Below are 22,683 nucleotides of genomic sequence, written 5' to 3'. Positions count from 1 at the left end.
CACGTCGCCAAACTTAGCCTCTAAAAGGACATTAATTATTTTTGTAAATTCATGTTCCATTTTTATTAGACTTGTAAGTTTAGTGTTAGCTGGTGTGGCGAAACTTCACCGGAGTTGACTTCAGACATGAGAACCTCTTCACTCTCATCCGGGGTAATTTGCAACCTCCGCAATCCTATTTGTAGATACTTTTCTTGTAATTCTATGCCGATTGACTTTCTGTTAAGCTGCTTGGCAACAAATGATGTTGTAAAAGTTCCCGAAAATATATCTAGTACAACATCGCCCTCATTACTACTGGCTTTGATAATTCTTTCTAACAATGATATTGGTTTTTGGGTAGGATGTTCCTCATACTCAGGCATACGATATCTCACTCTCGGAAACTCCCACACATTACCTGGAACTTTTTTAGAATTATATACTGATGGTGTAGCCTTGCGGTAGTCAATTAGTTTTCTAACAGATCCGGTTTTTGCCTCTACCAGAATATCGGAGGAATTGAATGTATAATTTCGTTTGTCCTTGACGCAATATAAAATTGGTTCGTACAGAGAACCGTAATATTTTTTTGCTTGTACGCCCGAACTGTCATAATACCACACTATTCGAGAAAGAATTGTTAAACGATCGCGCAAATATAAATCAAAGTAGGGCATACTTTTAGTTGACGCCATTAGATACAAACTGCCGTTATGCTTGAGCTTTTTAACACATAAGTTTAACCAACTATAACTCCATTCTAAATAATCGTTTTCAAATTCCCACTTGTCTTTAAAACCATTAAAATTTTTGCCAATATTATAGGGTGGATCGGCAAAAATTAAATCGATTGAGTTGTCTGGGATTTTACTGCCAAGCACTTCTAAGACATCTCCTAAAATGAGCTTGTGGTCGTCAACTTCAAAGATTCTCATTCAGCCTAACCTCTTCCAATTAATATTGGCTATTGCCAAGTGTCGTGAAATATGTTGTATAATAATTTAATACAGTTCATATTTGAGCAAAGTACACGGAATCGATCCATTATAAACAGGAATTCGCCGCGATGTCCTGAGTCCAACCTTTTTACCCAACTCCTTATTTCCAGTCAAAATAAAGGCATTCCAACCTTTAAAACGATGCTTGAAAATATCCCCCAACATCTTGTACAAATCTCCCAATTCGCTAGCATCTCCCAGCCTTTCTCCGTAGGGAGGATTGCAAATCAGAACGCCTCTGTCTGCGGGGGCTTCCAACTGAGATAACTCGGTTTGAGCAAACTGAATCTTACCGGAAATACCAGCTTGCTGCGCGTTCGTGCGAGCTTGAGTTAACATATCGGAATCGCGATCGCACCCTGCAATCACCTCTTTAAGTTCCGGCAATTCGCTGTTTTCAGCTTCGGCCCACAATTTATCCCACAAAGGTTCGTCAAAATCCCGCCAAGTCATAAATCCAAACTTTTCTCGAAACAATCCCGGTGCAATATTCAAAGCTTTTAAACTCGCTTCCAAAGGCAAAGTTCCAGAACCGCACATCGGGTCTAAAAACGGCAAATCAGGCGTCCATTCTGCCATCTCCAACAAAGCCGCAGCGAGGGTTTCTTTGAGGGGAGCAAGCCCCATCGCCGGTCGATATCCCCGGCGGTGCAAACTGCCGCCAGAACTGTCTAAGCTTAAAATAGCTCTATCTTGATGAATGTGAATGTTAATTAGCAAATCGGGATGCTCTACATCGACATTAGAACGCTTGTTAAATTGAAGGCGCTGTTGGTCGGCGATCGCATTTTTGACCTGCAAAGCTGTATAGTGAGTGTGGTTCAACTTATCGTTGCCGCCGGTGCAGTTTACTGCTAAAGTATTGTCAGGATATAAGTATTCGTCCCAAGGGATTTTCTGCACTTCGCGGTAGAGCATATCCGAGTTGTAACACCGGAATTCGGCGATCGGCATTAGGACTCGAAAAATAGTTCTCGACCACAGATTGACGCGGTACAATAAAGCGCGATCGCCCGCAAAGTAAACCCCAGTAAAATCTGGCTTGACATCCTGCGCCCCTAAACGTTCTAATTCTTGGGCGGCAATTGTTTCTAAACCGCGCGCAACTGTAGCAAAATATTGATTCATTGATAATTGGAAATTGGGAATTGGTTTTTCTCGAGCGCCCTAAATTATATCAAATCCGGTACCATCGGAATTGTAAAATCGAGTCAACAGTCAATCGATTTTAGATTTTAGATTTTAGATTTTAGATTGACCCCACGGATAAATGCGGGGGCTTGAGGATTTTCGATTTGAGATTTTGGATTGATTCCACGGATAAATCACGTGGCGGGTACCATCAAGAAATTTTTGGTCAACTATCACGGACGGTGCAACCAGAATTGATAGAATTTATCTGCGTTAATCTGTGTTTATCTGCCCTCATCTGCGGTTTAAAAAAGAGAATGTATTAACCGCAGATGACAATGGATGGACGCGGATTTACGCAGATTAAGAGAAGAGAGAGATGAAGAATTCCGACTCCTGGGGGTGAGTTTGGGCGCACCTCACCCTTGCAAGTCACAAACTGTCAGTAATACTCGTGAAATTAAAAGCTTTCACGCGCACTCCGGGCACGACACTACCGCCGTAACGCCTCACCGCACTAACTGCATCCACATCGCGCAACATATCAGGTAAAACTTGATTGAAACGCAGGTTTTTAATCGGGTAAGCAATTTTGCCATCCTCAATCCAAAAAGTACCGTCGCGAGTCATCCCCGTTACTTCCAATGTTTTCGGATTAACGTAGCGCACGTACCAAGCTCGACTGACAAAAATTCCTCGCTCGGTTTGAGCAATTAAATCTGTTAAACTTTGGTCGGAACCTGTCATCACGATCGGGGAATAAGCACCTTTTGCCTCTTTGCCTTTTTGTGCGGCCCAGTAGCGGGAATAAGACAAACTTTGAGGGACGCCGTCTTTGATGATTTCCAAATAGTTATTGCTCAATCCGTCGCCGAAAAAAGTATTCGATCGCAGCAAAGGATGAGCCGGATCGCGCTGCACTTGCACTCTTGGGCTAAAAAGTTGTTCCCCCGCGCGGTTTCCCGCTGGTTTTCCATCTGCACCGGCGATCGACATAAACGATCGCCCCTCATCCGCCGCCCTCGCATCCAGCCCCCAAATCACCCACGGTAGCAAGGCCGCAAAAGCAGCGCCGTCAAGGATTACCGGATAAACGCCGGGAGTGATCGGGCGCGGGTTGCGGGAGGAGTTCGCCCGATCGAGCACTTGTTCTGCTAATTGGGCGATGGGCAATTCGTTGATACTCCAAGCAGTGCTCCTCGCCCAGCTAGAACCGTCTTCAACGCGAGCAGTCAAGCTGAAATCCGCGTTTGTAGACTGGTTGCAGGCGCGGAGTCCGGTTGACGAGGCGATGGCAGTCAGCGACGCCTCAGCGCTCAAAGTGCCCGAACCGTGAGCCCCCCCCTGTCCGGTAATGGCGCAAGCTTGCTGCACCATTTTGGCCCGGGCTAGAGGCGATACAGTTGCCGTTGCGGAGTCGAAGGCGGGCGATCGCAAATCGTAGGTTTGAGGCGGCAGCAGCGGCATCCATTCGGGGTCTGCAGGCGCAATTCTGGCCAATTCTTCCGATCGCTTGACGGCAGAGGCGATCGCATCTTCATCAAATTCTGTAACAGCAGCAGAGGCGCTTTTCTTGCCGAAATAGCTAGTAATGCTCAGGCTAAATACAGTTTTGCTGATATTTTGACTGATTTGATTTTCCGAGAATCTCGAAAGAGATTCTTCGCCAGTAGAGAGACTGACAAATACTTCCTCTGCTTTGGATAGTTTGACTGCTTTTTCTACTACAGATAAGGCTTGGTCTTCACTTAAAAGTGCGGGCGATGTTGTTACAATCATGATTGGTAATTAGGCATTGCGAATTGGGCATTGCGAATTGGGCATTGCGAATTGGGCATTGCGAATTGGGCATTGCAAATTGGGCATTGTTAGCAATTAACTAATAACTAAGAACCGAGGCCCCATGCCCTATTACCCAATTTGAATATCCCTCACTCGCACCGGCACACAAGCGTGAGTCATCTGAGCAACCTGCATCGGCTCGCCCTTTCCGCACATATTCGTACCGCACTGAACCAGCTCCGAAGCCGGCCCGATCGCATCTATTTGATTCCAGAAATCAGTAGTCATCGCCTGATAAGTTACATCCTTCAACATACCGACAACTTTACCTTTTTCCACCTTCCAAAAAGCATCGCCGCCGAATTGAAAATTGCGCCGCTGCTGGTCGATCGAATAACTACCGATACCGTCGATTAAAATCCCGTCTTCGGTATCAGCAATCATCTGTGCCAAAGTAGCAGTATGGCTGCCGCCATCCGGGCCCGGCTCCAATCCCAAATTGGGAATTCTCACCATCGGCACGCTCGACCAACTGTCAGCGCAAGCAGAACCGTTGCTGCTGGCACGTCCTAGGCGATAAGCCGTCTCTCTGTCAGTGAGATAATCAACTAAAATCCCATCCTTGACAACGTACCAATCTTGTGATTTTACGCCCTCATCATCGTAACCCATGGTACCGCGGCCGCCTGGTTGAGTGCGATCGCACTTAAAATTCACCCAAGGTGCAGCGTATTGCAGTTTATTTAACTTATCAGTAGTAGCAAAGCTCGTGCCAGCAAAATTAGATTCGTAGCCGTAAACCCGGTCTAATTCTGTTGGATGTCCTACAGATTCGTGGATTGTCAAATATAAATTTGTCGGCTTAAGAATCAGGGATTTGCAAATACCAGCCGGGACTGTGGGAGCGCTGACTTTTTCAATAGCTTCGGCGGCAACTCTTTCGACTTGACTCAACAAATCATCGGGATTAATATGTTCGTAACCGATATTCATCGGCGGGCGTTCGTAACTGCGACTTTGGGCATCACCGCCCGCAATTGCCGTACAGCTAAAACCCGGATAGGTGCGGTAGATTGTTTGTTCGATTAGCGAGCCTTCTGTAGAAGCAAAAACCTTGTCTTCGCGGGTTGACTGCAAAAAAGAAGAAGCTTTTTTGATGCCTTGTGCGCCGTGTGCTAGCAGCCGCTCGTTGATAGTTAGCAGGAGTTCGGCTTTGTCAGTAACGGGTACAGAAAAAGGGTCAAGGGCGATCGGAGTAATGTAGGTATCGACATATTTTTCGACAGGCACTAACCGCACCGGTTCCTTTTGAGTCAAGCGGCTGCCTTTAGCGATTTCTACAGCCAAAGCGACTATTCTTGCAACCTCTGCCGGCGTTTTGCTGTGACTGGCGGCAAACCCCCAAGCGCCGTCGAGAAGCACCCGCACGCCAAAACCCGAACTTACATTATCTGACAGTTGACTTAAAGAGCGATCGCGCGCGTAAAGATTCTGCCTTCGGTAACTGCAAAAACGCACATCACCGTACTCGCATCCTGTTTTCCGAATCAAATCTACAGCCAAATTTGCTAACTCGTTAGCAGAGATTTTTGCAGTTAATTGTACCATAGTTATTAGTCATTCGTCATTAGTTGTTAATTATTATAGCGCTTTTTATTTTTTTGAACGAACCGCGGAGAACACGAAGGAACAACTGCCTCTTCTTCTTTCTCCTCCTTCGCGTCCTTCGCGACGAAAGCGGTTCATTTACTCTAATATCTTGCACCATTATCCATAGCTCTTTTATGGGCGGGCAGGAGAACCACCCCACAATAAATTTACTGTTTGTGGAACAGGCCATCTTGCCTGTTAATGTGGAACAGGCATCTTGCCTGTTAAGCGAGAATGGTGCAACATCTCATTTTAACCCTACTCCATCTCCTGCAAAACCCCTGTCAAAATTTCCACAATGCGATCGATATGTTCCTTCTCAATAATCAGCGGCGGCGACAAAGCAATAATATCACCCGTCGTCCGAATTAGCAACCCTTTTTCATAGCACAGAATAAAACAATCAAAAGCCCGTTTCCCAGGCTTTCCCGCGATAGATTCCAACTCAATACCCGCTACCAGTCCCAGATTCCGAACATCAATTACGTGCCGGACACCCTTCAAAGAATGTACCGCATTCTCCCAATAATCGGCCAACTTATCAGCCCGTTCAAACAGCCTTTCTTCCTCATAAATATCCAGCGTCGCCAAAGCAGCAGCACAAGCCACAGGATGACCAGAATAAGTATAACCGTGAAACAGCTCGATCGCATTTTCAGGAGCATTCATAAAAGCATCATAAATACCTTCTTTCACAAACACCGCCCCCATCGGCACCGTACCGTTAGTTATCCCTTTCGCCGCCGTCACAATATCGGGAACCACTCCAAAATATTCCGTTGCAAAACTAGAGCCGAGTCGCCCGAATCCGGTAATCACCTCATCAAAAATCAGCAGAATTCCGTATTTGTCGCAAATCGCCCGCAGCCGCTCTAAATAACCTTTCGGCGGAATCAAAACCCCCGTTGAACCAGCCACCGGTTCCACAATTACCGCTGCAATATTAGACGCATCGTGCAAAGCGACAATCCGCTCCAATTCATCCGCCAAATGCGCTCCCCATTCCGGTTGTTTGCGGCTGAAAGCATTGTGTTCGAGACTGTGAGTGTGAGGCAAATGATCGACTCCCGTGAGCAAACTGCCAAAAAACTTGCGGTTTGTACCGATACCGCCGACAGAAATTCCCCCAAAACCAACGCCGTGATAGCCGCGTTCCCTGCCGATCAATCTTTGGCGAGTTCCTTCACCTTTCACCCGGTGATAAGCAATGGCAATTTTTAAAGCAGTTTCTACCGATTCCGAACCCGAATTAGTAAAGAAAACGCGATCGAAATTGCCCGGAATCATCTTCACCAAACGTTCCGCCAATTCAAAAGCACCCGGATGTCCCATCTGAAAAGCCGGAGAGTAATCCAAACGCAAAACCTGCTGTTTAACTGCTTCGGCAATTGTCTCGCGGGCGTGTCCTGCATTCACGCACCACAGCCCCGCAGTACCATCTAAAATGGAGCGGTTATCATCTGTTGTAAAGTGCATATCTTTTGCCGAAACCAATATTCGCGGATTCGCTTTAAACTGTCGGTTGGCGGTGAATGGCATCCAGTAAGCGTCCATATTTGTCATCGTTTTTTTATCTTTTTATATTGATGATTCTGCTTTCAAACTATAACTTGCTACCGATTGGAGAGTGCCGGACACTTATTATAAGTTTACAAATATCTCTTTTAAACGAACCGCGAAGACGCAAAGAGCGCGAAGAAAGAGAAGAAAGAGCTTTTTCTTATTTCCAAGTAGAGTCTTTGCTTGAAGACATCTACCTATCTTCTTCTTTCTCTTCCTTCGCTCCTTCGCGGTTCATTAAATAGATATTCTTTAATTAACGATCGCCTCCACCGACTCATGCTGCAACAAACCGGTCAGCATTTTCACAGGCCTCTCGTCGTAGGGCCACGCGAAAGCATGGCGGAAAGCCGCATCTTGACACGCTTGCAACTGCCGAAAATCAATGATATCCAAAGTTAACAAATTCTCGTACTCGAAAGGCAGCCGCACGTTGTGCAATCCCGCGTTGTCGGTACAAATGGCAATATCGACGCCAGCTTCAAAACATCGATCGAACACAACCTTCAATTCGCGCATATCCTGCAAGGTCCCCGTTTTGAGATAGGTAGTCGGGCAAACTTCCAAGCATTGACCCCTGCGCGCGACTTCTGGCAGCAATTCGGGATATTTTAACGGAATTTGAATCCCGTGACCGATACGCATCAGATAAGGCAGAAGTTCGGGATAACAGCCTGAGGTAGTTTCGTACAGGTGACCGGTAGTTTTGATGCCGATCGACCTCGCGTACTGGTACAATCCGACAAACTCCTCCAAACGCTCGCCTATACAATCATCGCCGCCAGCTATATCGATCGCACAAACATATTCCCCCATCCCGGCCGCCAAATCTACGATCGCCCGATTCACCTCATAGGGTAAACGCGAGTGCATACACAAAATTTGGCTAGTAACAATCGGACAATCGCTAATTTGACTTGCCTTGCCCACAACCTGTACAATTTCTGCCATCAAATCAATGCGTTCTGACTGTTCCAAATGTTCTGGAGTCCGCAAATAAGGCGTATAGCGCAACTCCAAATAAGCCAAATTTTCAAACACGTAAGCGCCCCGCATCAACCGATAGATGAAATAAGGCAAAGTCTCAACAGTTTGAACGCTTTCTACCAGCGTGTGCAGTTCCAAATACTCATTGAGAGTATTGCGCGGACGAGTGTAAAACTCCTCAAACTCCGAGTATTTCGGAAATCGATTAACCATCTCAGCATTGTGGCGATCGAAATACCGCCACAGCACCCTAGGAACGACAGAACCACCCAGATGGCGGTGCAACTCAGCGTGTAAAGTCATGGGATTTTAGATTTTAGATTTTAGATTTTAGATTGAAAGAATTGAAGGATTGAAGAATTCAAGGATTGAAGAATTTGTAATTTAGTCCTATACGCATCAGTGGCCAGAAACCGGGTTTTCCCACATACTAGCCAACAACCTCAAGCAGGTAAACTGTTCCACCTTTAAGCTGCACATTGGATTCCCATAAAAATTCATCCAATCCTCTCTCATTCTCCCCTCTCCCATTCTCCCCCTCTCGGCTCTCCCTTCCCAAGTCCCCCGATAGTCCTGGAAGTGGGTTGATGAGTGCAATACAGGCTCAAGTCTTTCAATTGTAACAAAAATTTATTTGACATCCGGGACGCATTCGTACATAATCGGAGATTGTGTCAACCTGAACAGAACGCGAGAAACCCTTGGCTAACGTAGTTGTAATCGGCGCCCAGTGGGGCGATGAAGGAAAAGGCAAAATTACCGATTTGCTCAGCAAATCCGCAGATATCGTTGTCCGCTACCAAGGGGGCGTCAACGCGGGTCACACCGTGGTAGTCAACGGTCAGACTTTCAAGCTGCACTTAATTCCGTCCGGGATTCTCTACCCTGATAAAGAGTGTATCATCGGCTGCGGCACGGTCATCGACCCTAAAGTTTTAATAGAAGAATTAGATCAGTTAGAGGCACTGAATATTTCGACGGCCTCGCTGATGATTTCGCAGACTGCTCACGTGACGATGCCCTATCACCGATTAATTGATGTAGCATCGGAAGAGCAGCGGGGAAATTATAAAATCGGGACGACGGGACGCGGCATCGGCCCTACTTATGCCGATAAGTCGGAACGTACCGGCATTCGGATGCTCGATTTAATGGACTTGGAAGGGTTGCAAGAACAACTGGAATGGACGATTAATTGTAAAAATGTCATTCTGGAAAAACTCTACAATTTGCCGCCTCTCAATCCGCAAGATGTAATTGATGAATATCGCGTGTATGCGGAACGTTTGCGGCCGCACGTAGTAGATAGTTCGCTGAAGATTTATGAGGGAATTCACAAGCGGAAAAATATTCTGTTTGAAGGCGCCCAAGGCACATTATTAGACTTAGACCACGGTACTTATCCTTACGTTACTTCGAGCAATCCCATCGCTGGTGGGGCTTGTGTGGGAACCGGAGTCGGCCCAACAGCGATCGATCGCGTAATTGGCGTAGCAAAAGCTTATACAACCCGCGTCGGGGAAGGCCCCTTCCCTACCGAAATGGTAGATGGAGTTGGCGCAATTTTGGGCGAGAGAGGTGCCGAATTCGGCACGACAACGGGCAGGAAACGCCGCTGCGGTTGGTTCGACGCAGTAATCGGCCGCTACGCAGTCCGCATCAACGGCCTTGACTGTCTGGCAATTACCAAACTAGATGTTTTGGATGAATTAGAAGAAATAAAAGTTTGCGTTGCTTACGAAATAGACGGCGAACGCTGTGTGGATTTCCCGAAAAGTTCCCGGATATTTGCTCGGTGCAAACCTATTTACGAAACCCTTCCCGGTTGGAAACAGTCAACGGAAGACTGCCGCAATTTGGAAGATTTACCGCCGCAAGCATTGGATTATCTAAAGTTTTTGGCAGATTTGATGGCAGTGCCGATCGCAATTGTTTCTCTCGGTGCGAGCCGCGACCAAACTATTATTGTAGAAGACCCGATTCACGGCCCGAAGCGGGGGTTATTGTCGGCTGACAGTAGACCTGTAGTAGCACAATCATGAGACTTTAAGCTAAAATGTAATGCTCGGAAAGCTTAATCAGTACAGTTTGAAACTTTTGGCGGTGTCGGCATGACCAATTTAGTTAAAGGCGACAGCGGATTAGTACAACTGACCCACGGCGATATCAAACGCATTATTGCCCACCAAAAGTTGTTCGGATTAGATGAATTGCAGAAATATTTGTTTCGTTTCTGCAAGACGATGCTAACGGCTGATGACTCTCTGCTCAACCAGTTTAGCATTTACAATCTCGTACCGTCTGTTCTGCTCTACGGGCCGCCTAATACTGGTAAAACTACACTCTGTTACTTACTTTTCGACCAAATCAAGCAAGAAGTTACTAATGAAATCAACTTCTATACTGTTGACGTTGGGAGAATGCTCGACCCCGCTTTAGGGCAGTCTTCACGAAATCTAGAGCAAATATTTCAAGATTTGCGTAAAATTTCTTCAGATGGTTCATCAGTGTTTCTATTATTGGATGAACTAGATGCTTTTTGCATGAGTCGCAGTCGCGCACAGGAACACGATGCTGTTCGCAGAGCTATGACAACTTTAATGCTACAACTTGACAATCTTCAACCGTCAATAAGTCAGCGTTTTTTAGTATTTGGCATTACTAATGTGCCTAATCTAGTGGATACAGCAGTAGTGCGTAGATTTTCTTTAAAACAAACTGTCGATCCCAGTTTATCGCGGGATGAATTCAAATCCTATCTTGACTATTTGAATCAGCCAATTAAACATAATACTAAACAAGAAGATTTGCAAAAGTTGTACGGCATCTACCAGAGCCGCGCCTTTACGGCAGGCGATATCAAAGCTTTGTATAAAGTGTTACTAATAGATGTAATATGCGGCGCTGGAGATATCTCTATATCAGAAAGGCTTGTGGAGCTTTTTGAACAGGGATTTTCGACCCGCCAACACTTAGATAAAACATACAAGGAGTTATTAGATGCCTAAGAAAGACTTTGAAACTGATGAAGATAAAATGATTTATCATTACGAAGTCCATAGAGATATGATTAAGTGGGTAATCGAACAAATGGCTAAAGAAGGTATTCCCTGCGAAAGAACAAAAGGAAACAGTCGAAAAGGTGATATTTTGATAATTAAGCCTGAAGACGCTTCACGAGTAAAAGACATAATTCGGCAGATTCAAAATAAATATAATAGTTAGAGAGTCCCATGCCACACATTGAAATCAAGACAAAAGAGAATATCTATCCAGGTGAAGCTCAGAAAATTATCGACAAACAAACTGTTGTTGCAGTTATTACTACAGGAACCATTTCTCCTGATGCAAAAAAGCGGTTTGACGAAGCAGGGATAGCTTGGGCTGAGAATGTCCCAGAAAGTGAATTTAGGGAATCTGAAGCTAAGGAGGAAGGATAATGTTAGACATCGGCTTTATTTCCAAGGATGGTAGTTTAACCAACAGTGTAGAACTGACGGAAGATTTTTACTTGTGGTTGGCAAAGTCAGAGTTTTCCAAAATCGGCAAATCAGTAAAAAGAAAAATACAGATAGATGGGGAAGAGGATATGTTATCTGTAGTGCAGTTAAGTAAAGGTAATAGCAAGAAGTTAAAAGAATTTTTTCGCGATGAGGTTGTCCGCGAAAGCGATGCTGTCATCACTCAACTAGGAGATAGCCCTTCAAAAGAAGAGTATCAATCAGGAACGTACCGTCTGAGAAAAATGCTCGAACTGCTGAAGTGCGTGGAAAATGAAAATTATCAATACCTCCAGCGAATTTAATTAAGCGCGATCACAATATCACAATTCTGATAAAATGTGAAAACAATCAGCAGAAAGTCAGAACATGGAACTCGCAGTAGAATGTCAAAAGCGGGCAGAAGGCAGCAAAGCTAACGCCCTCCGCCGCTCTGGATTGATTCCCGCCGTCCTCTACGGCCACAAAGGATCGGAATCCATTTCCCTTACCATTAAAGCCAAAACAGTTGAACACCTGCTCAAAAAGCACGTAGTCAACAATGCCCTAATTGACCTCAGCATTCCCGACCTCTCTTGGAGCGGAAAAACCTTGCTGCGGGAAGTTCAAGTTCATCCTTGGAAGGGCTATCCTTACCACCTGAGCTTTTTCTCCGTCGCGACTCAAGACAGCCTGGAAGTTGAATTGTCGCTGAATTTTGTCGGCGAAGCTGTCGGCGTTAAGCTAGAAGGCGGCATCTTGGATACCGTGCTGACGCAACTAGCAGTTAAGTGCAAACCTGACAGCATTCCTGAAGCAATTGAAGTAGATATTTCTAATTTAAAGTTAGGGGATGCGCTGCACATTCACGAATTAGTTTTGCCTGAGGGAGTGGTAGCTCTCGGCGAACCAGATCAGGTGGTTGTTACCGTGCTGGGAATTCAAGCAGGTTCTGAAGCCGAAGACGCAGAAGCAGACGCAGACACAGCAGCTTGATTAGTAATTGCTAATAGTTGTTAACTAATGGTTGAAAAAAAAGGGCGATCGCTTTCTCCCAAAAGGGCGATCGTTTTTTGCTAAAAAGGCTATTTTCGTTTGGCTTCGATCGCACATTTGGCGCCGTTTGTAACATTTTTTTAGGCGGGTTCCCTTGCCCACACTCCACAAGCAAGCATCGCACAAGCCAGCACCTGCAGTGTTTACTTTTCTTTACAAAACGGGCGATCGACCAGAAGCGACAAAAGCCTGGACTGGCGCGCAAATGGGCCAGAAACCGGGCTGATTCTTACATATTTAGCAGTCAAATCAAAAAAATCAGCCGAGAAACCTGGTTTCTCGATAGCACCGGCAGTCAAAAAAATTAAGAATTGGGGGAACAAGTCCGGTACTGTTAGTGTCAAACTCCACTATAATTGTGAAACGTTTTGACAACCCTATTTAATTCCTGCCTCTGGAGCCGCCGCCCATATGCCATCAACAGTGAGTACAGAATCAACAGCGGTTCAATTTAACCAACAGGGAGAAATATACTTATCCCAAGGAAAATTAGAAGAAGCCATCGCCTCCTGCGAGCAAGCCTTAAAGATTCACCCCAATTTTGCACCAGCTTACAAGACTTTGGGCAACGCGCTACAAGCTCAAGGCAGGATGGAAGAGGCGCGCCACTGGTACGCAAAAGCGATTGAAATAGAACCGAATTTTGCGGAAGTATACGCGAATCTGGGCAGCCTTGGCGCGCAGCAGCAAAAATGGCAGGAGGCGATCGGATTTTATCAAAAGGCCCTCGCGATTAAGCCGAATTTCGCGGGAGTGTACCGGAATTTAGCAAAAGTATTCGGACAAATTGGCAAACCGGAAGAAGCCCAGCACTGCTGGTATCAAGCATTTAGTTTGGAACCGGAAAAAGTACCGCCTGGCGAACACTTGAATATGGGCGACGCTTTTTTTCGGCAGGAAAAATTACCCGAAGCCATTGCCTGTTACAATCGCGCCATAAAATTAGATCCTAATGTGGCGACAGCTTACCAAAATTTGGGCGAAGCGCTAAAAAAACAAGGCAAGTTAGAGGAAGCGACAGCATATTATCGCAAAGCTATTGAACTCAACGCAGCTCATGCGAGAAACGGCAGCGAGGGACAGCAAACTTTAGCAGGTGCAACTGCCACAAACGGTGCAGTTAAGCAGCAGCCTGCTGCAACGGCAGTTAAGCAGCAGCCTGCTGCAACGGCAGTCAAGCAGCCAGTGCAGCAGCCAGTGCAGCAGCCAGTGCAGCAGCCAGTTAATTCAACAATTAATATAGAAGATCCAGAAGCATACAAAATACTGGCAGAAGGCTATTTTGCTCAGGGCAAATTGGAACAGGCGATCGCAGCTTGCAAGAAGGCACTGCAAATTAAGCCGGAAGCGCCGCTTTACAAAATGTTGGGCAACGCCCTGCAAGCTGGCGGGAAAATTGATGAAGCTAAAAGTTGCTATGTCAAAGCAATAGAAATTAACCCAAATTTTGCCGAAGCTTACGCTAATTACGGCAGCATTTGCGCGCAGCAGGAACAGTGGCAGCAAGCGGTTTCGGCTTACGAAAAGGCGATCGCCCTGAAGCCGGATTTTGCCGGTGCTTTCCGCAATTTTGCGAAACTGTTAACTCAGTTAGGAAAGTCGGAAGAGGCGGCCCAGGCTTGGTATCGAGCATTTGCGCTAGAACCAAAGTCTGGCACCGCTGAGGAACACGAGAATTTAGCCAAAACTTTGATCGAGCAAGGTAAAGTAAATCAAGGTATTGACTGTTACCGGCGGGCGGTTGAGTTGAACCCAAATGCGGGCTCCGCTTATCACGAATTGGGCGAAATTCTTAAGAGTCAAGAACAGTGGGAAGCGGCGGTAGATGCTTACAGCAATGCTATTAAAAATAATCCCGATCTCTCTTGGTCGCACAACAATTTAGCTGAGTCGCTGGTTAAGTTGGAACGGTGGGAAGAAGCTGTAAATGCCTACCGCAAGGCGATCGAATTAAATCCAGATTTTAGCTGGTCTCACAACAATTTAGCAGACGTGCTGCTGAAGTTGGAACGGTGGGAAGAAGCTGTAGAGTCTTACCGGAAAGCAACAGAGTTAAATCCGGATTTCAGTTGGTCGCACAATTATTTAGCAGACGCGCTGATTAAACTGGGAAGGTGGGATGAGGCAATTTCGGCATACGAAAGGTCGATCGAACTCAATCCCGATCATTTTTGGGCGCACAACAATTTAGCAGAAGCGCTAGTGAATTTGGAACGGTGGGATGAGGCGGTTGTTGCGTACCGGCGTGCTAACGAAATCAATCCGAATTTCTTCTGGTCCGCGAGCAAGTTGGGCGACGTGCTGCTATCCATGGAAAGGTGGGAGGAAGCGATCGATGTTTATCGGCGCACGGCCGAGTTAAATCCTGATTTTCCGTGGACTTATTACAACATGGGGACGGCTTTTGAAAAGCTGGAACGGTGGGATGAGTCGATCGCCGCTTACCGCCGCGCTGCGGAAATTCAAGCGGATTTGCCATGGCTTTCGCAAAAGTTGGCTGATGCTTTGAGGATGCGATCGCAGTGGGATTTGAAGGATGCTATGGGTTTGTACAGGCGGGCGATTCAGGATAATCCTGATGACGTGCAGTTGTATCACAAGGCCCTGGAGATTGCGCCGAATGATGCTGACCTTTATGTTGGATTGGCTGATGCTTTGGTGCGGAAAAATTGGCCGGATGGGGCGATCGTCTTTTATCAGATGGCATTGCAGGTAAATCCCGAATGCGGTGAGGCGCACTTGCAGTTGGGGTTGCTTTTCGCGCAAAAGAATGATACGGATCGGGCGATCGCTTGTTACCGCCGCGCTATTGAGGTTCAACCCCATGAGTATAAACCTTACCAATTGTTAGGCGATGCTTTGAGCGCAAAAGGTCAGCGGGAGGAAGCGATGAACTGTTACCGCCGCGCGATCGATTTAAAACCTGACGATCCGTATATCCACAACAATTTAGGGGATATGCTGCGACATCAAGGAGATGTGGAAGGAGCGATCGCAGCTTACCGCCGCGCCATAGAACTAAAGCCTGATTTCTCTTGGTTCCACTATAATTTAGGGGAAGTCTTGACTAAAAAAGGGCAAATAGATGAAGCAAGTGCTTGTTACCGTCACGCCTTAGAGTTAGAACCCAAGATTTTCTAATTTTCCGTGCACTTGAGCCTGTATTTGGTAATTTAATACAGGCTAATAGAGCCTACTTGCCTTAAAATAATATGAACGAGATTAGAGGAACTACCATGAACCCTGAAGCAACTAAACGCTTGGAAGAATCCATCCAAAAGACTTTATCCACTCATGCGAAAAACGACAAAAGTTATCTATGGATGGCCTATTGGGTAATCTTTGAGCGCGAAGCTGATCCAGAGGGAATAGCTATGTTCTTAAACCAGCTAAAAGAAGGATTGACTCGACCTACTTTAATCGCAAAGATGATTGAGTCTAATGAATTTCAACACCGCTTACCACCAGGCACGCAGAGCTTTGCAAGTACAGAAAATCAAGTATTAATCGAACAGGAAAATTTTAAAATCTATGCAATGACTAATGACACTGCAGTTGGTCAAACAATTATTAGTACCAGAAGCTATGAACCTCATGTGACTGATGCTATTGTTAAACACTTAAAGTCAGGCGATGTTTTTCTCGATCTCGGAGCTAACATAGGCTATTTCACTCTCCTAGCAGCAAGCATTGTTAAAAATGAGGGTAAAGTAATATCTTTTGAACCAAACCAATACAATAGACAACTGCTATATGCAAGTATCGTTGAAAATCAGTTTGAAAATATTACCGTTTATCCCTTTGCAGTTTCAGATTCTCAACAAATTTTAAGGCTAATGACATCGGGATCTAATGGGTGGGTTGTGGAGTTATCAGAGGAATCTGTAAATTATCAATTAGTGCAATCAGTGGTACTGGATGAATTGCTGCAAGCAGAAAAACAAATTAATGTAATTAAAATGGATATAGAAGGACATGAACCTATTGCGCTGCGCGGCATGGATCGGATTATAAATAAACACCGACCTATTATTTTTACTGAGTTTCATCCCTATGCGGTTGGTGAAGGGTATTTAAAACAACTGACACAGTATAATTATCGGTTATTTATCATTGAAGAAGTAGGAAAAATTACGGAAGCTACTGACCCGCTATTTGTGATGGATTTCTGGCAAAGATTAGCCGAAAAAGTTAATTTTGACAGAATACACCTTGACCTGATGGCTCTGCCTTTGTAACCTGAAGTTAGATATACTAAAGCGAGTCGCGATTCCACACTAGCCTGTATTTGTCAGGTGGGTGCGCGTTCAAAAAAAAATCCCTTAAAATACATTTATAGATATCAAAGGAGCCACGATGAACCCCGAAGCAACAAAGCATCTGGAAGCAGCCATTCAAAAAACTTTATCCACTCATGCCAAAAGCGACAAAAGCTATCTATGGATGGCTTATTGGGTAATCTTTGAACGGGAAGCCGATCCTGAGGGGCTGGAAGGTTGGTTAGGTTTGCTAAATGCTGGTGTTAGTCGGGCAAGCGTAGTACAAACGATGATTAAGTCAAGCGAATTTTACCAACGCATTTCAGGTGAGGAAAGCGGAAACCAAATTAATGAAAAGCTTCACAATGCCAGAATGGAAATGGTGAAACAACTCCTTCCACCTGCTGAAGTTATATTAGACTTGGGTGGTTATTCCTCAAGCGATCCAAGAGGTGCTTTGCTAAGTTTTGGCTATCCTCATGTGCCACAAAAGCTCTACATTTTAGATTTTCATCCCGACAAAATGATGTTTCCAGGGCCAGAATGGCCAAAACAAGTTAAATACGAAACCTGTGACATTGAATATGTTTATGGAAGTATGACTGACTTAGACTGTTTTCAGGAAGGTACTTTTGACCTAATTTGGTCTGGAGAATCAATAGAACACATCACCCCTGAAGATGCTGAAAAAGTCTTTTCAAAAGCCTACAAGTTATTAAAACCAGGTGGTAAGCTGGCACTAGATACCCCTAACAGACGAGCTACCAAGTTACAGCTTCCTAATAGTTACATCCATCCCGAACACAAGATAGAATACTACTATGAAGATTTGTGTAAACTTTTGGAGAAGCACAACTTCAAAATTATTCAGAGTAAGGGAGTGATCGATCTATCAAAGTCAATTGAAACATCAAGTATGGAGCATTTCAAAAACGAGTTTATCAGCAGTGAAAAACTCAACGACAATCCCAATAACTCTTACTGTTTTTTCATCTGCTGTATGCGAGCAGAGGATTGTTAGAATTATTTATAACTCTAACGGGATTCTTGTTGAGTGTTTTGCCGTTAAAACATTGAGCGCTCTAGTTCCACCTGAGCTAGCAACGCTGCTTGCTTCCAAGCTTGAGCTTGGGATTCAAAACAGCTTTTCTCTTCTATTGTCCTTGTAATATATTCAAGGCGACTTCTTATTTTTTTTCCCACCGCCTGCGGACTCAATAAAGATCTAATCTCTGCGGCTCCTCTCGATCCTACTTGCTGTGCTTGCGAATAATTCTCAAACACATGCTGCATTAAGGAAGCAGCATGATCGATATCTGGCTCCGCCCAGGTACTTCCTTTTGGATAAAGCCCATAATCTTCAGTTGTTTTCACCAGTTCATACTTAACTGGAAAACTATTGCCAACATTCATAAATTCGATATTAGACGAGTAGGCGGTGGCGATAGTCGGCTTGCCGTAGTACATCGCTTCCGCCATCGTCAAACCAAACCCTTCAGCCCGATGTAGCGACACATAGCAGTTACAATTGTCAACTAAGGCGTGGAGTTCTTCTTTCTTTAAATCCCCTTCTATAAACTGAATAGATTGCCAGTCCTCTGCTTGCGCTTTGAGTTGTGCTTGCAGATGGAGAAACAGTGGATGCGGTCTATACTTAACGATCAGTAAAACATCATCATTAGACTTTCCAAAAGCTCGTTTAAATGCCTCAATAGTAGCCAAGGGATTTTTTCGTTCAAAGCCGCTCCCAATGTCAAACATAAACAGAAAAATAAACTTGTCTTCGGGCAATCCCAATACTTCTCTGCCCAAGGAATTTGGCGGGATAGAAATGCTAGGCGGTAGCTTAAGGACAGGAATAGGCGATACTTCTGCTATGGCTTCAGCCGTGTAATTACTGTAAGTCCAAACCTCATCAAATATATCAAAGGCAAACCGCCCAAAATCAGGAAATTTTGGCAATTCCCATGCCCAGAATCCAATATTATACCGATTTTTAAAATATGCAGGATTAATTAAATCCAGTAATGATTTGTGAGGGTTTGTATGGATCAGGTTGATGGGATATGGGTTATCTTCAGAGAAATCTGTGTAACTAGAATCTAAGTTTCGCTGCGTATCTTCCCTAAGATCCTTAATTGCGAAGGGGATGTCTGCTGCTTCTATTGCTCGGAGAGTACCTCTGACGCCACCTCCCAGCCCAAATTCGCCTGTCACATGACCCACAACATTGATTCCAAAAGAATAATCTAGTCCTTTACTTAGCATAGCCAATTTTAATCTACCTTTAACATTTGTACTATTCTGGAAAACCGGCTCAATTCTACTACTTAATAGAAGGTAGCCTTTGACACCGCTCTAGTTCCGTTTGAATTTGCAGTGCTGTTTGCCTCCATACTTGGACTTGGGATTGATATAAACCTGTTTCTGTCTGAATCTTACGGAGGCGAGTTGAGCGTGTAGGATGATTTATCCTGCTCATAATGTCTTCCAGACGGATTTTAATTTTGCTGCCAACAGTTTGCGGGCTGAGTAAAGACCTAATTTCACTGGCGGCTCTAGCTCCTACTTGCTCTGCTTCCTGATAGTTTTCAAAGACATACTGCATTAAGGATGCGGCATGATCGAGATCTGGTTCAGCCCAGACATTTCCTTTAAAATAGGGCCCATCATCTTCAATAATTGTCACCATATCGTATTTCACTAGAAAACTGTTGCCGACATTCATAAATTCCATATTAGCCGAGTGAGCAGTGGCAATTACTGGTTTGCCATAAAACATCGCTTCCGCCATAGTCAGGCCAAACCCTTCCGCGCGATGCAGAGAAACATAGCAGTTACAATTGTCAATTAAGGCATGAAGCTCTTCTTTCTGCAAATGCCCTTCTATAAATTTAATTGACGACCAACCATCTGTGTGCGACAAAAGTTGCTCTTGCAGCTCAGGATGAAACTTCCCGTTAGAAGACTTGATTAGGAGCAAGACATCGTTGTTTGATTTCCCAAAAGCTCGTTTAAACGCTTCTATTGTTCCCAGAGGATTTTTACGACTCAGCCGACTGTGGTAGTCGAATAAAAACAGAAAAATAAACTTGTCTTTCGGTAACCCTAAAGCTTCTCTACTCAAGGAGGTTTCTGGAAGATAAATGCTGTGCGGAACCTTTACAACGGGAATAGGTGATACCGCTGAAATGGCTTCAGCAGAGTAATTGCTGGGAGTCCATATCTCATCAAATGAATAAAAAGCATATAGCCAACCAGGGGGAAACAATGGCAGCTCCCAAGCCCAGTAACCTATGTTGTATCGCCCTTGAAAATACTCTGAACCTAAACTTTCCATTACTCCGCCTATAGGTGGTGTATGAACGAGGTTGATAGCATAGGGTTGCTCGTCAGAGAAATTAGTGTAGGTAGAATCGAGGTTTCTGTGCCAATCTACTTTAATATCCCTGATTGTGAAGGGAATGCCTACGGCTTGAAGTCCTCTGAGAGTTCCTCTCATGCCTTCTCCAATGCCAAATTCCCCACTAGCGTGACCTGCAACATTGATGCCAAAATTAGAAGTTTGTATTTTCTGCAACATAGCGAATTTTGTACTTTTGTACTAATGATGAAACTGCAAGTGTTTGAGTTCTATTTGCATTTGTAATGCTGTCTGCCTCCAAGCTTGGGCTTGACGAGCCAATAGATCTCTTTCTGTCTGAAGTTCATGGAACCGATTTGACAACTGGGTATGATTTAGATGGGCCCTGATAAATTCAAGGCGATTTTTTATTTTTATACCTACAGCTTGAGGATTTAATAAAGACCTGATTTCCTTGGCTGCTATTTTTCCTGTTTTCTGAGCTTCCTGATTATTCTCAAATACAGACTGCATGAGAGATGCAGCATGCTCGATATCTGGTTCCGCCCAGACACTGCCTTTGGGGTAAGCTCCATAATCTTCAGTTGTTGTCACCAGCTCGTATTTAACAGGAAAACTATTGCCAACATTCATAAATTCCATATTAGATGAATAGGCTGTTGCGATTACTGGTTTCCCGTAGTACATGGCTTCCGACATGGTTAAACCGAATCCTTCAGCCCTATGCAGAGACACATAACAGTCACAACTATTAACCAAAGCATGAATCTCTTCTTTTTGCAAATGTCCGTCTATAAACTGAAGAGATGACCAACCCTCAGCCAAATCCATTAGTTCCTGTCGCCGTTCCGGAAAAAGATGAGCATTGGCAAACTTGAGAACGAGTAAAACATCTGGATTAGATTTACCAAAGGCTCGTTTAAATGCCTCAACGGTCGCAAAGGGATTTTTCCGTTCAAAGGAACTGCCAAAGTCAAACATGAATAGAAAAATAAACTTATCTTTGGGTAAGTTGAGGTTTTCTCTTGTTAATAATGGTTGCGGGAAGGCGAGGCTAACAGGAATTTTGAGTACAGGAACTTGGGAGACGGCAGAAAACGCTTCAGCACAAAAGTTACTGGTAGTCCAGATTTCATCAAATAAATCAAATGCCCACTGCCATTCAGAGGGAAATACTGGCAATTCCCATAACCAGACACCTATATTGTATTTGCCTTTGAAATATTCAGAACCAATGCCGGGAAAGTACCCGGCTAACATCTGCTCAACCCAATTGGGGTTGGTTTGGACTATATTGATTGGATATGGATTGTCGTCGGAAAATTTTTTGTAGCTGGTATCGGAGTTGGGTAGCCAATCTATTTTCAGATCCTTAAGCGCAAAGGGAATTCTGGCGGCTTCTAGGGCTCTGAGATTTCCTCTAGCCGCTTCCGCTAGCCCAAAATCTCCGGTTATATGACCGGCTAAATTTACACCCAAAGAATTATTTAGTTGATGATTTAACATTCGTCTTGGTTTTGGCTGAGTAGAAATGTCTGAATATAATTGAAAAACGATTTAATCTATGAAGCCTTGTTAATCAGTAGCCCCAAGGATGTTGTGACATATTGTTCCAACTGAAGCTTTAAGTGTATCCCCGACCAGGGCGGTACGTCTATGTGACGATCGAATGACCCGCTTCCGGTGTTGTAGTTGAGGACTATTTCGTGTCCTTGGCTTGTCAACTCTGCTGCGAGTCTGTCGATGTCCTGCCGTCGAAACAGTACAGTCTGTTGGTGGTCGATCGTCGCGTCATTAGAAAAAACGTTGAATTCGGTGGTGTGTACTGCTATTCCCCCCGGACGCAGGCACTTAAGGCTGTTTTTGACGAATTGCAGCCCCAGTTCGATCGAGCCGAGGTGCTCGAAAGCGCAAGACGAATAGACAAAATCGAAGCCGACCAAATCAGGATCTATCTTGTTCATATCTACCACGCGGTAACTCACCTTGGATGCGAAGCGTTCGGAGGGGGCAGATGCCGCGATCGTTAAGTGCCTCTAGCGTGGCTGCATATTGACCGGTACCTGCCCATCCCTGCTTAGTCGCTTCCTCTGAATCTAGGTCTGTGGCCACCACGGAGCAGCCTCGCGCAGCCATTACAGCTACTAACGGTTCCTGGCCGACACCAAAACCTAGTCCGCGCCTGCCTGGTGACATCATGCCCGCCTCAGACAGACACTGGAGGATATAGGCGTACTCCCACAGTTTTCCACGAAATATTGGCTGGTGCGGCAGAGGAGTTTCCTCACACCAATAGTAGAAGGCATCCGATCGACACTGGGTCTCGGTGACCATTTGCGAGACTGGATTGGTGAGGCTTGGCTCGTCATTCACAATCAATGGCTGATGCTTAATGATAGTTTTCTCAATATTGAAATCCGAGTTTGTCATCATAG

The 22,683-nt window shown here is 44.9% G+C and carries 20 protein-coding genes; 9 read left to right on the top strand and 11 right to left on the bottom strand.

What is annotated here, in order from left to right; translation table 11 throughout:
- Positions 1-65 precede the first annotated feature (65 nt).
- The 6 genes from yhdJ to QUB56_RS24575 all read right to left on the bottom strand — a co-directional run bounded on the left by yhdJ (position 66) and on the right by QUB56_RS24575 (position 8,393).
- Complete coding sequence (gene yhdJ, locus QUB56_RS24600; protein ID WP_332958784.1) at positions 66-917, bottom strand: adenine-specific DNA-methyltransferase; 852 nt, start codon at positions 915-917, stop codon at positions 66-68.
- A 66-nt stretch (positions 918-983) separates the two neighbouring features.
- Positions 984-2,108, bottom strand: a complete 1,125-nt coding sequence (locus QUB56_RS24595; protein WP_332958783.1) for a THUMP domain-containing protein — start codon at positions 2,106-2,108, stop codon at positions 984-986.
- A 435-nt stretch (positions 2,109-2,543) separates the two neighbouring features.
- Positions 2,544-3,890 (bottom strand): TldD/PmbA family protein, encoded by a 1,347-nt coding sequence (locus QUB56_RS24590; protein WP_332958781.1) that lies wholly within the window; start codon positions 3,888-3,890, stop codon positions 2,544-2,546.
- A gap of 132 nt (positions 3,891-4,022) precedes the next feature.
- Positions 4,023-5,501, bottom strand: coding sequence for a TldD/PmbA family protein (locus tag QUB56_RS24585; protein WP_332958780.1), 1,479 nt, complete (start codon positions 5,499-5,501; stop codon positions 4,023-4,025).
- Between the two features lie 300 nt (positions 5,502-5,801).
- Positions 5,802-7,106, bottom strand: a complete 1,305-nt coding sequence (locus QUB56_RS24580; RefSeq protein WP_332958779.1) for an aspartate aminotransferase family protein — start codon at positions 7,104-7,106, stop codon at positions 5,802-5,804.
- A gap of 249 nt (positions 7,107-7,355) precedes the next feature.
- On the bottom strand, positions 7,356-8,393 hold the full coding sequence (locus QUB56_RS24575) for an adenosine deaminase (RefSeq protein WP_332958778.1): 1,038 nt from the start codon (positions 8,391-8,393) through the stop codon (positions 7,356-7,358).
- Between the two features lie 398 nt (positions 8,394-8,791).
- Here QUB56_RS24575 and QUB56_RS24570 point away from each other — a divergent pair, with 398 nt between their 5' ends.
- The 9 genes from QUB56_RS24570 (at position 8,792) to QUB56_RS24530 (ending at position 17,905) form a co-directional block, all read left to right on the top strand.
- Positions 8,792-10,132, top strand: a complete 1,341-nt coding sequence (locus QUB56_RS24570) for an adenylosuccinate synthase (protein WP_332958777.1) — start codon at positions 8,792-8,794, stop codon at positions 10,130-10,132.
- 69 nt (positions 10,133-10,201) lie between these two features.
- Positions 10,202-11,098 carry an ATP-binding protein gene (locus tag QUB56_RS24565; protein WP_332958776.1) on the top strand — a complete coding sequence of 299 codons (897 nt, stop codon included), beginning with the start codon at positions 10,202-10,204 and terminating at the stop codon, positions 11,096-11,098.
- Positions 11,091-11,315 (top strand): hypothetical protein, encoded by a 225-nt coding sequence (locus QUB56_RS24560; protein WP_332958775.1) that lies wholly within the window; start codon positions 11,091-11,093, stop codon positions 11,313-11,315. The genes QUB56_RS24565 and QUB56_RS24560 overlap by 8 nt, the downstream gene beginning before the upstream one ends.
- An 8-nt stretch (positions 11,316-11,323) precedes the next feature.
- Complete coding sequence (locus QUB56_RS24555; protein WP_332958774.1) at positions 11,324-11,530, top strand: hypothetical protein; 207 nt, start codon at positions 11,324-11,326, stop codon at positions 11,528-11,530.
- Positions 11,530-11,895, top strand: a complete 366-nt coding sequence (locus tag QUB56_RS24550) for a hypothetical protein (protein ID WP_332958773.1) — start codon at positions 11,530-11,532, stop codon at positions 11,893-11,895. Before QUB56_RS24555 ends, QUB56_RS24550 begins: the two co-directional genes overlap by 1 nt.
- A 64-nt stretch (positions 11,896-11,959) precedes the next feature.
- Positions 11,960-12,565, top strand: a complete 606-nt coding sequence (locus tag QUB56_RS24545) for a 50S ribosomal protein L25/general stress protein Ctc (RefSeq protein ID WP_332958772.1) — start codon at positions 11,960-11,962, stop codon at positions 12,563-12,565.
- A gap of 471 nt (positions 12,566-13,036) precedes the next feature.
- Positions 13,037-15,766, top strand: coding sequence for a tetratricopeptide repeat protein (locus QUB56_RS24540; protein WP_332958771.1), 2,730 nt, complete (start codon positions 13,037-13,039; stop codon positions 15,764-15,766).
- A 95-nt stretch (positions 15,767-15,861) separates the two neighbouring features.
- Positions 15,862-16,863: an FkbM family methyltransferase gene (locus QUB56_RS24535; protein ID WP_332958770.1), complete on the top strand. Its 1,002-nt coding sequence runs from the start codon at positions 15,862-15,864 to the stop codon at positions 16,861-16,863.
- A gap of 118 nt (positions 16,864-16,981) precedes the next feature.
- A complete protein-coding gene (locus QUB56_RS24530) occupies positions 16,982-17,905 on the top strand; it encodes a DUF4214 domain-containing protein (RefSeq protein WP_332958769.1) in 924 nt (307 codons plus the stop codon).
- Positions 17,906-17,949: 44 nt separating this feature from the next.
- Here the strand turns inward: QUB56_RS24530 and QUB56_RS24525 are convergent, their stop codons facing one another.
- From QUB56_RS24525 to QUB56_RS24505, 5 genes are read right to left on the bottom strand one after another with little or no spacing between them, the layout of a single operon-like run.
- Positions 17,950-19,152, bottom strand: a complete 1,203-nt coding sequence (locus QUB56_RS24525) for a glycosyltransferase family 4 protein (RefSeq protein ID WP_332958767.1) — start codon at positions 19,150-19,152, stop codon at positions 17,950-17,952.
- A 58-nt stretch (positions 19,153-19,210) separates the two neighbouring features.
- A complete protein-coding gene (locus QUB56_RS24520; RefSeq protein WP_332958765.1) occupies positions 19,211-20,467 on the bottom strand; it encodes a glycosyltransferase in 1,257 nt (418 codons plus the stop codon).
- 21 nt (positions 20,468-20,488) lie between these two features.
- Complete coding sequence (locus QUB56_RS24515) at positions 20,489-21,754, bottom strand: glycosyltransferase (RefSeq protein WP_332958762.1); 1,266 nt, start codon at positions 21,752-21,754, stop codon at positions 20,489-20,491.
- A gap of 56 nt (positions 21,755-21,810) precedes the next feature.
- Positions 21,811-22,212: a hypothetical protein gene (locus tag QUB56_RS24510; protein WP_332958760.1), complete on the bottom strand. Its 402-nt coding sequence runs from the start codon at positions 22,210-22,212 to the stop codon at positions 21,811-21,813.
- The gene (locus tag QUB56_RS24505) at positions 22,193-22,681 is read right to left on the bottom strand and encodes a hypothetical protein (RefSeq protein WP_332958758.1); all 489 of its coding nucleotides are present in this window, start codon (positions 22,679-22,681) and stop codon (positions 22,193-22,195) included. The genes QUB56_RS24510 and QUB56_RS24505 overlap by 20 nt, the downstream gene beginning before the upstream one ends.
- Positions 22,682-22,683 lie beyond the last annotated feature (2 nt).

The organism is Microcoleus sp. AR_TQ3_B6 (genome assembly GCF_036702785.1).
Taxonomy (GTDB): Bacteria; Cyanobacteriota; Cyanobacteriia; order Cyanobacteriales; family Microcoleaceae; genus Microcoleus.
The sequence above is the reverse complement of the archived record's forward strand: the minus strand, read 5'-3'. Positions and strand labels throughout refer to the sequence as shown.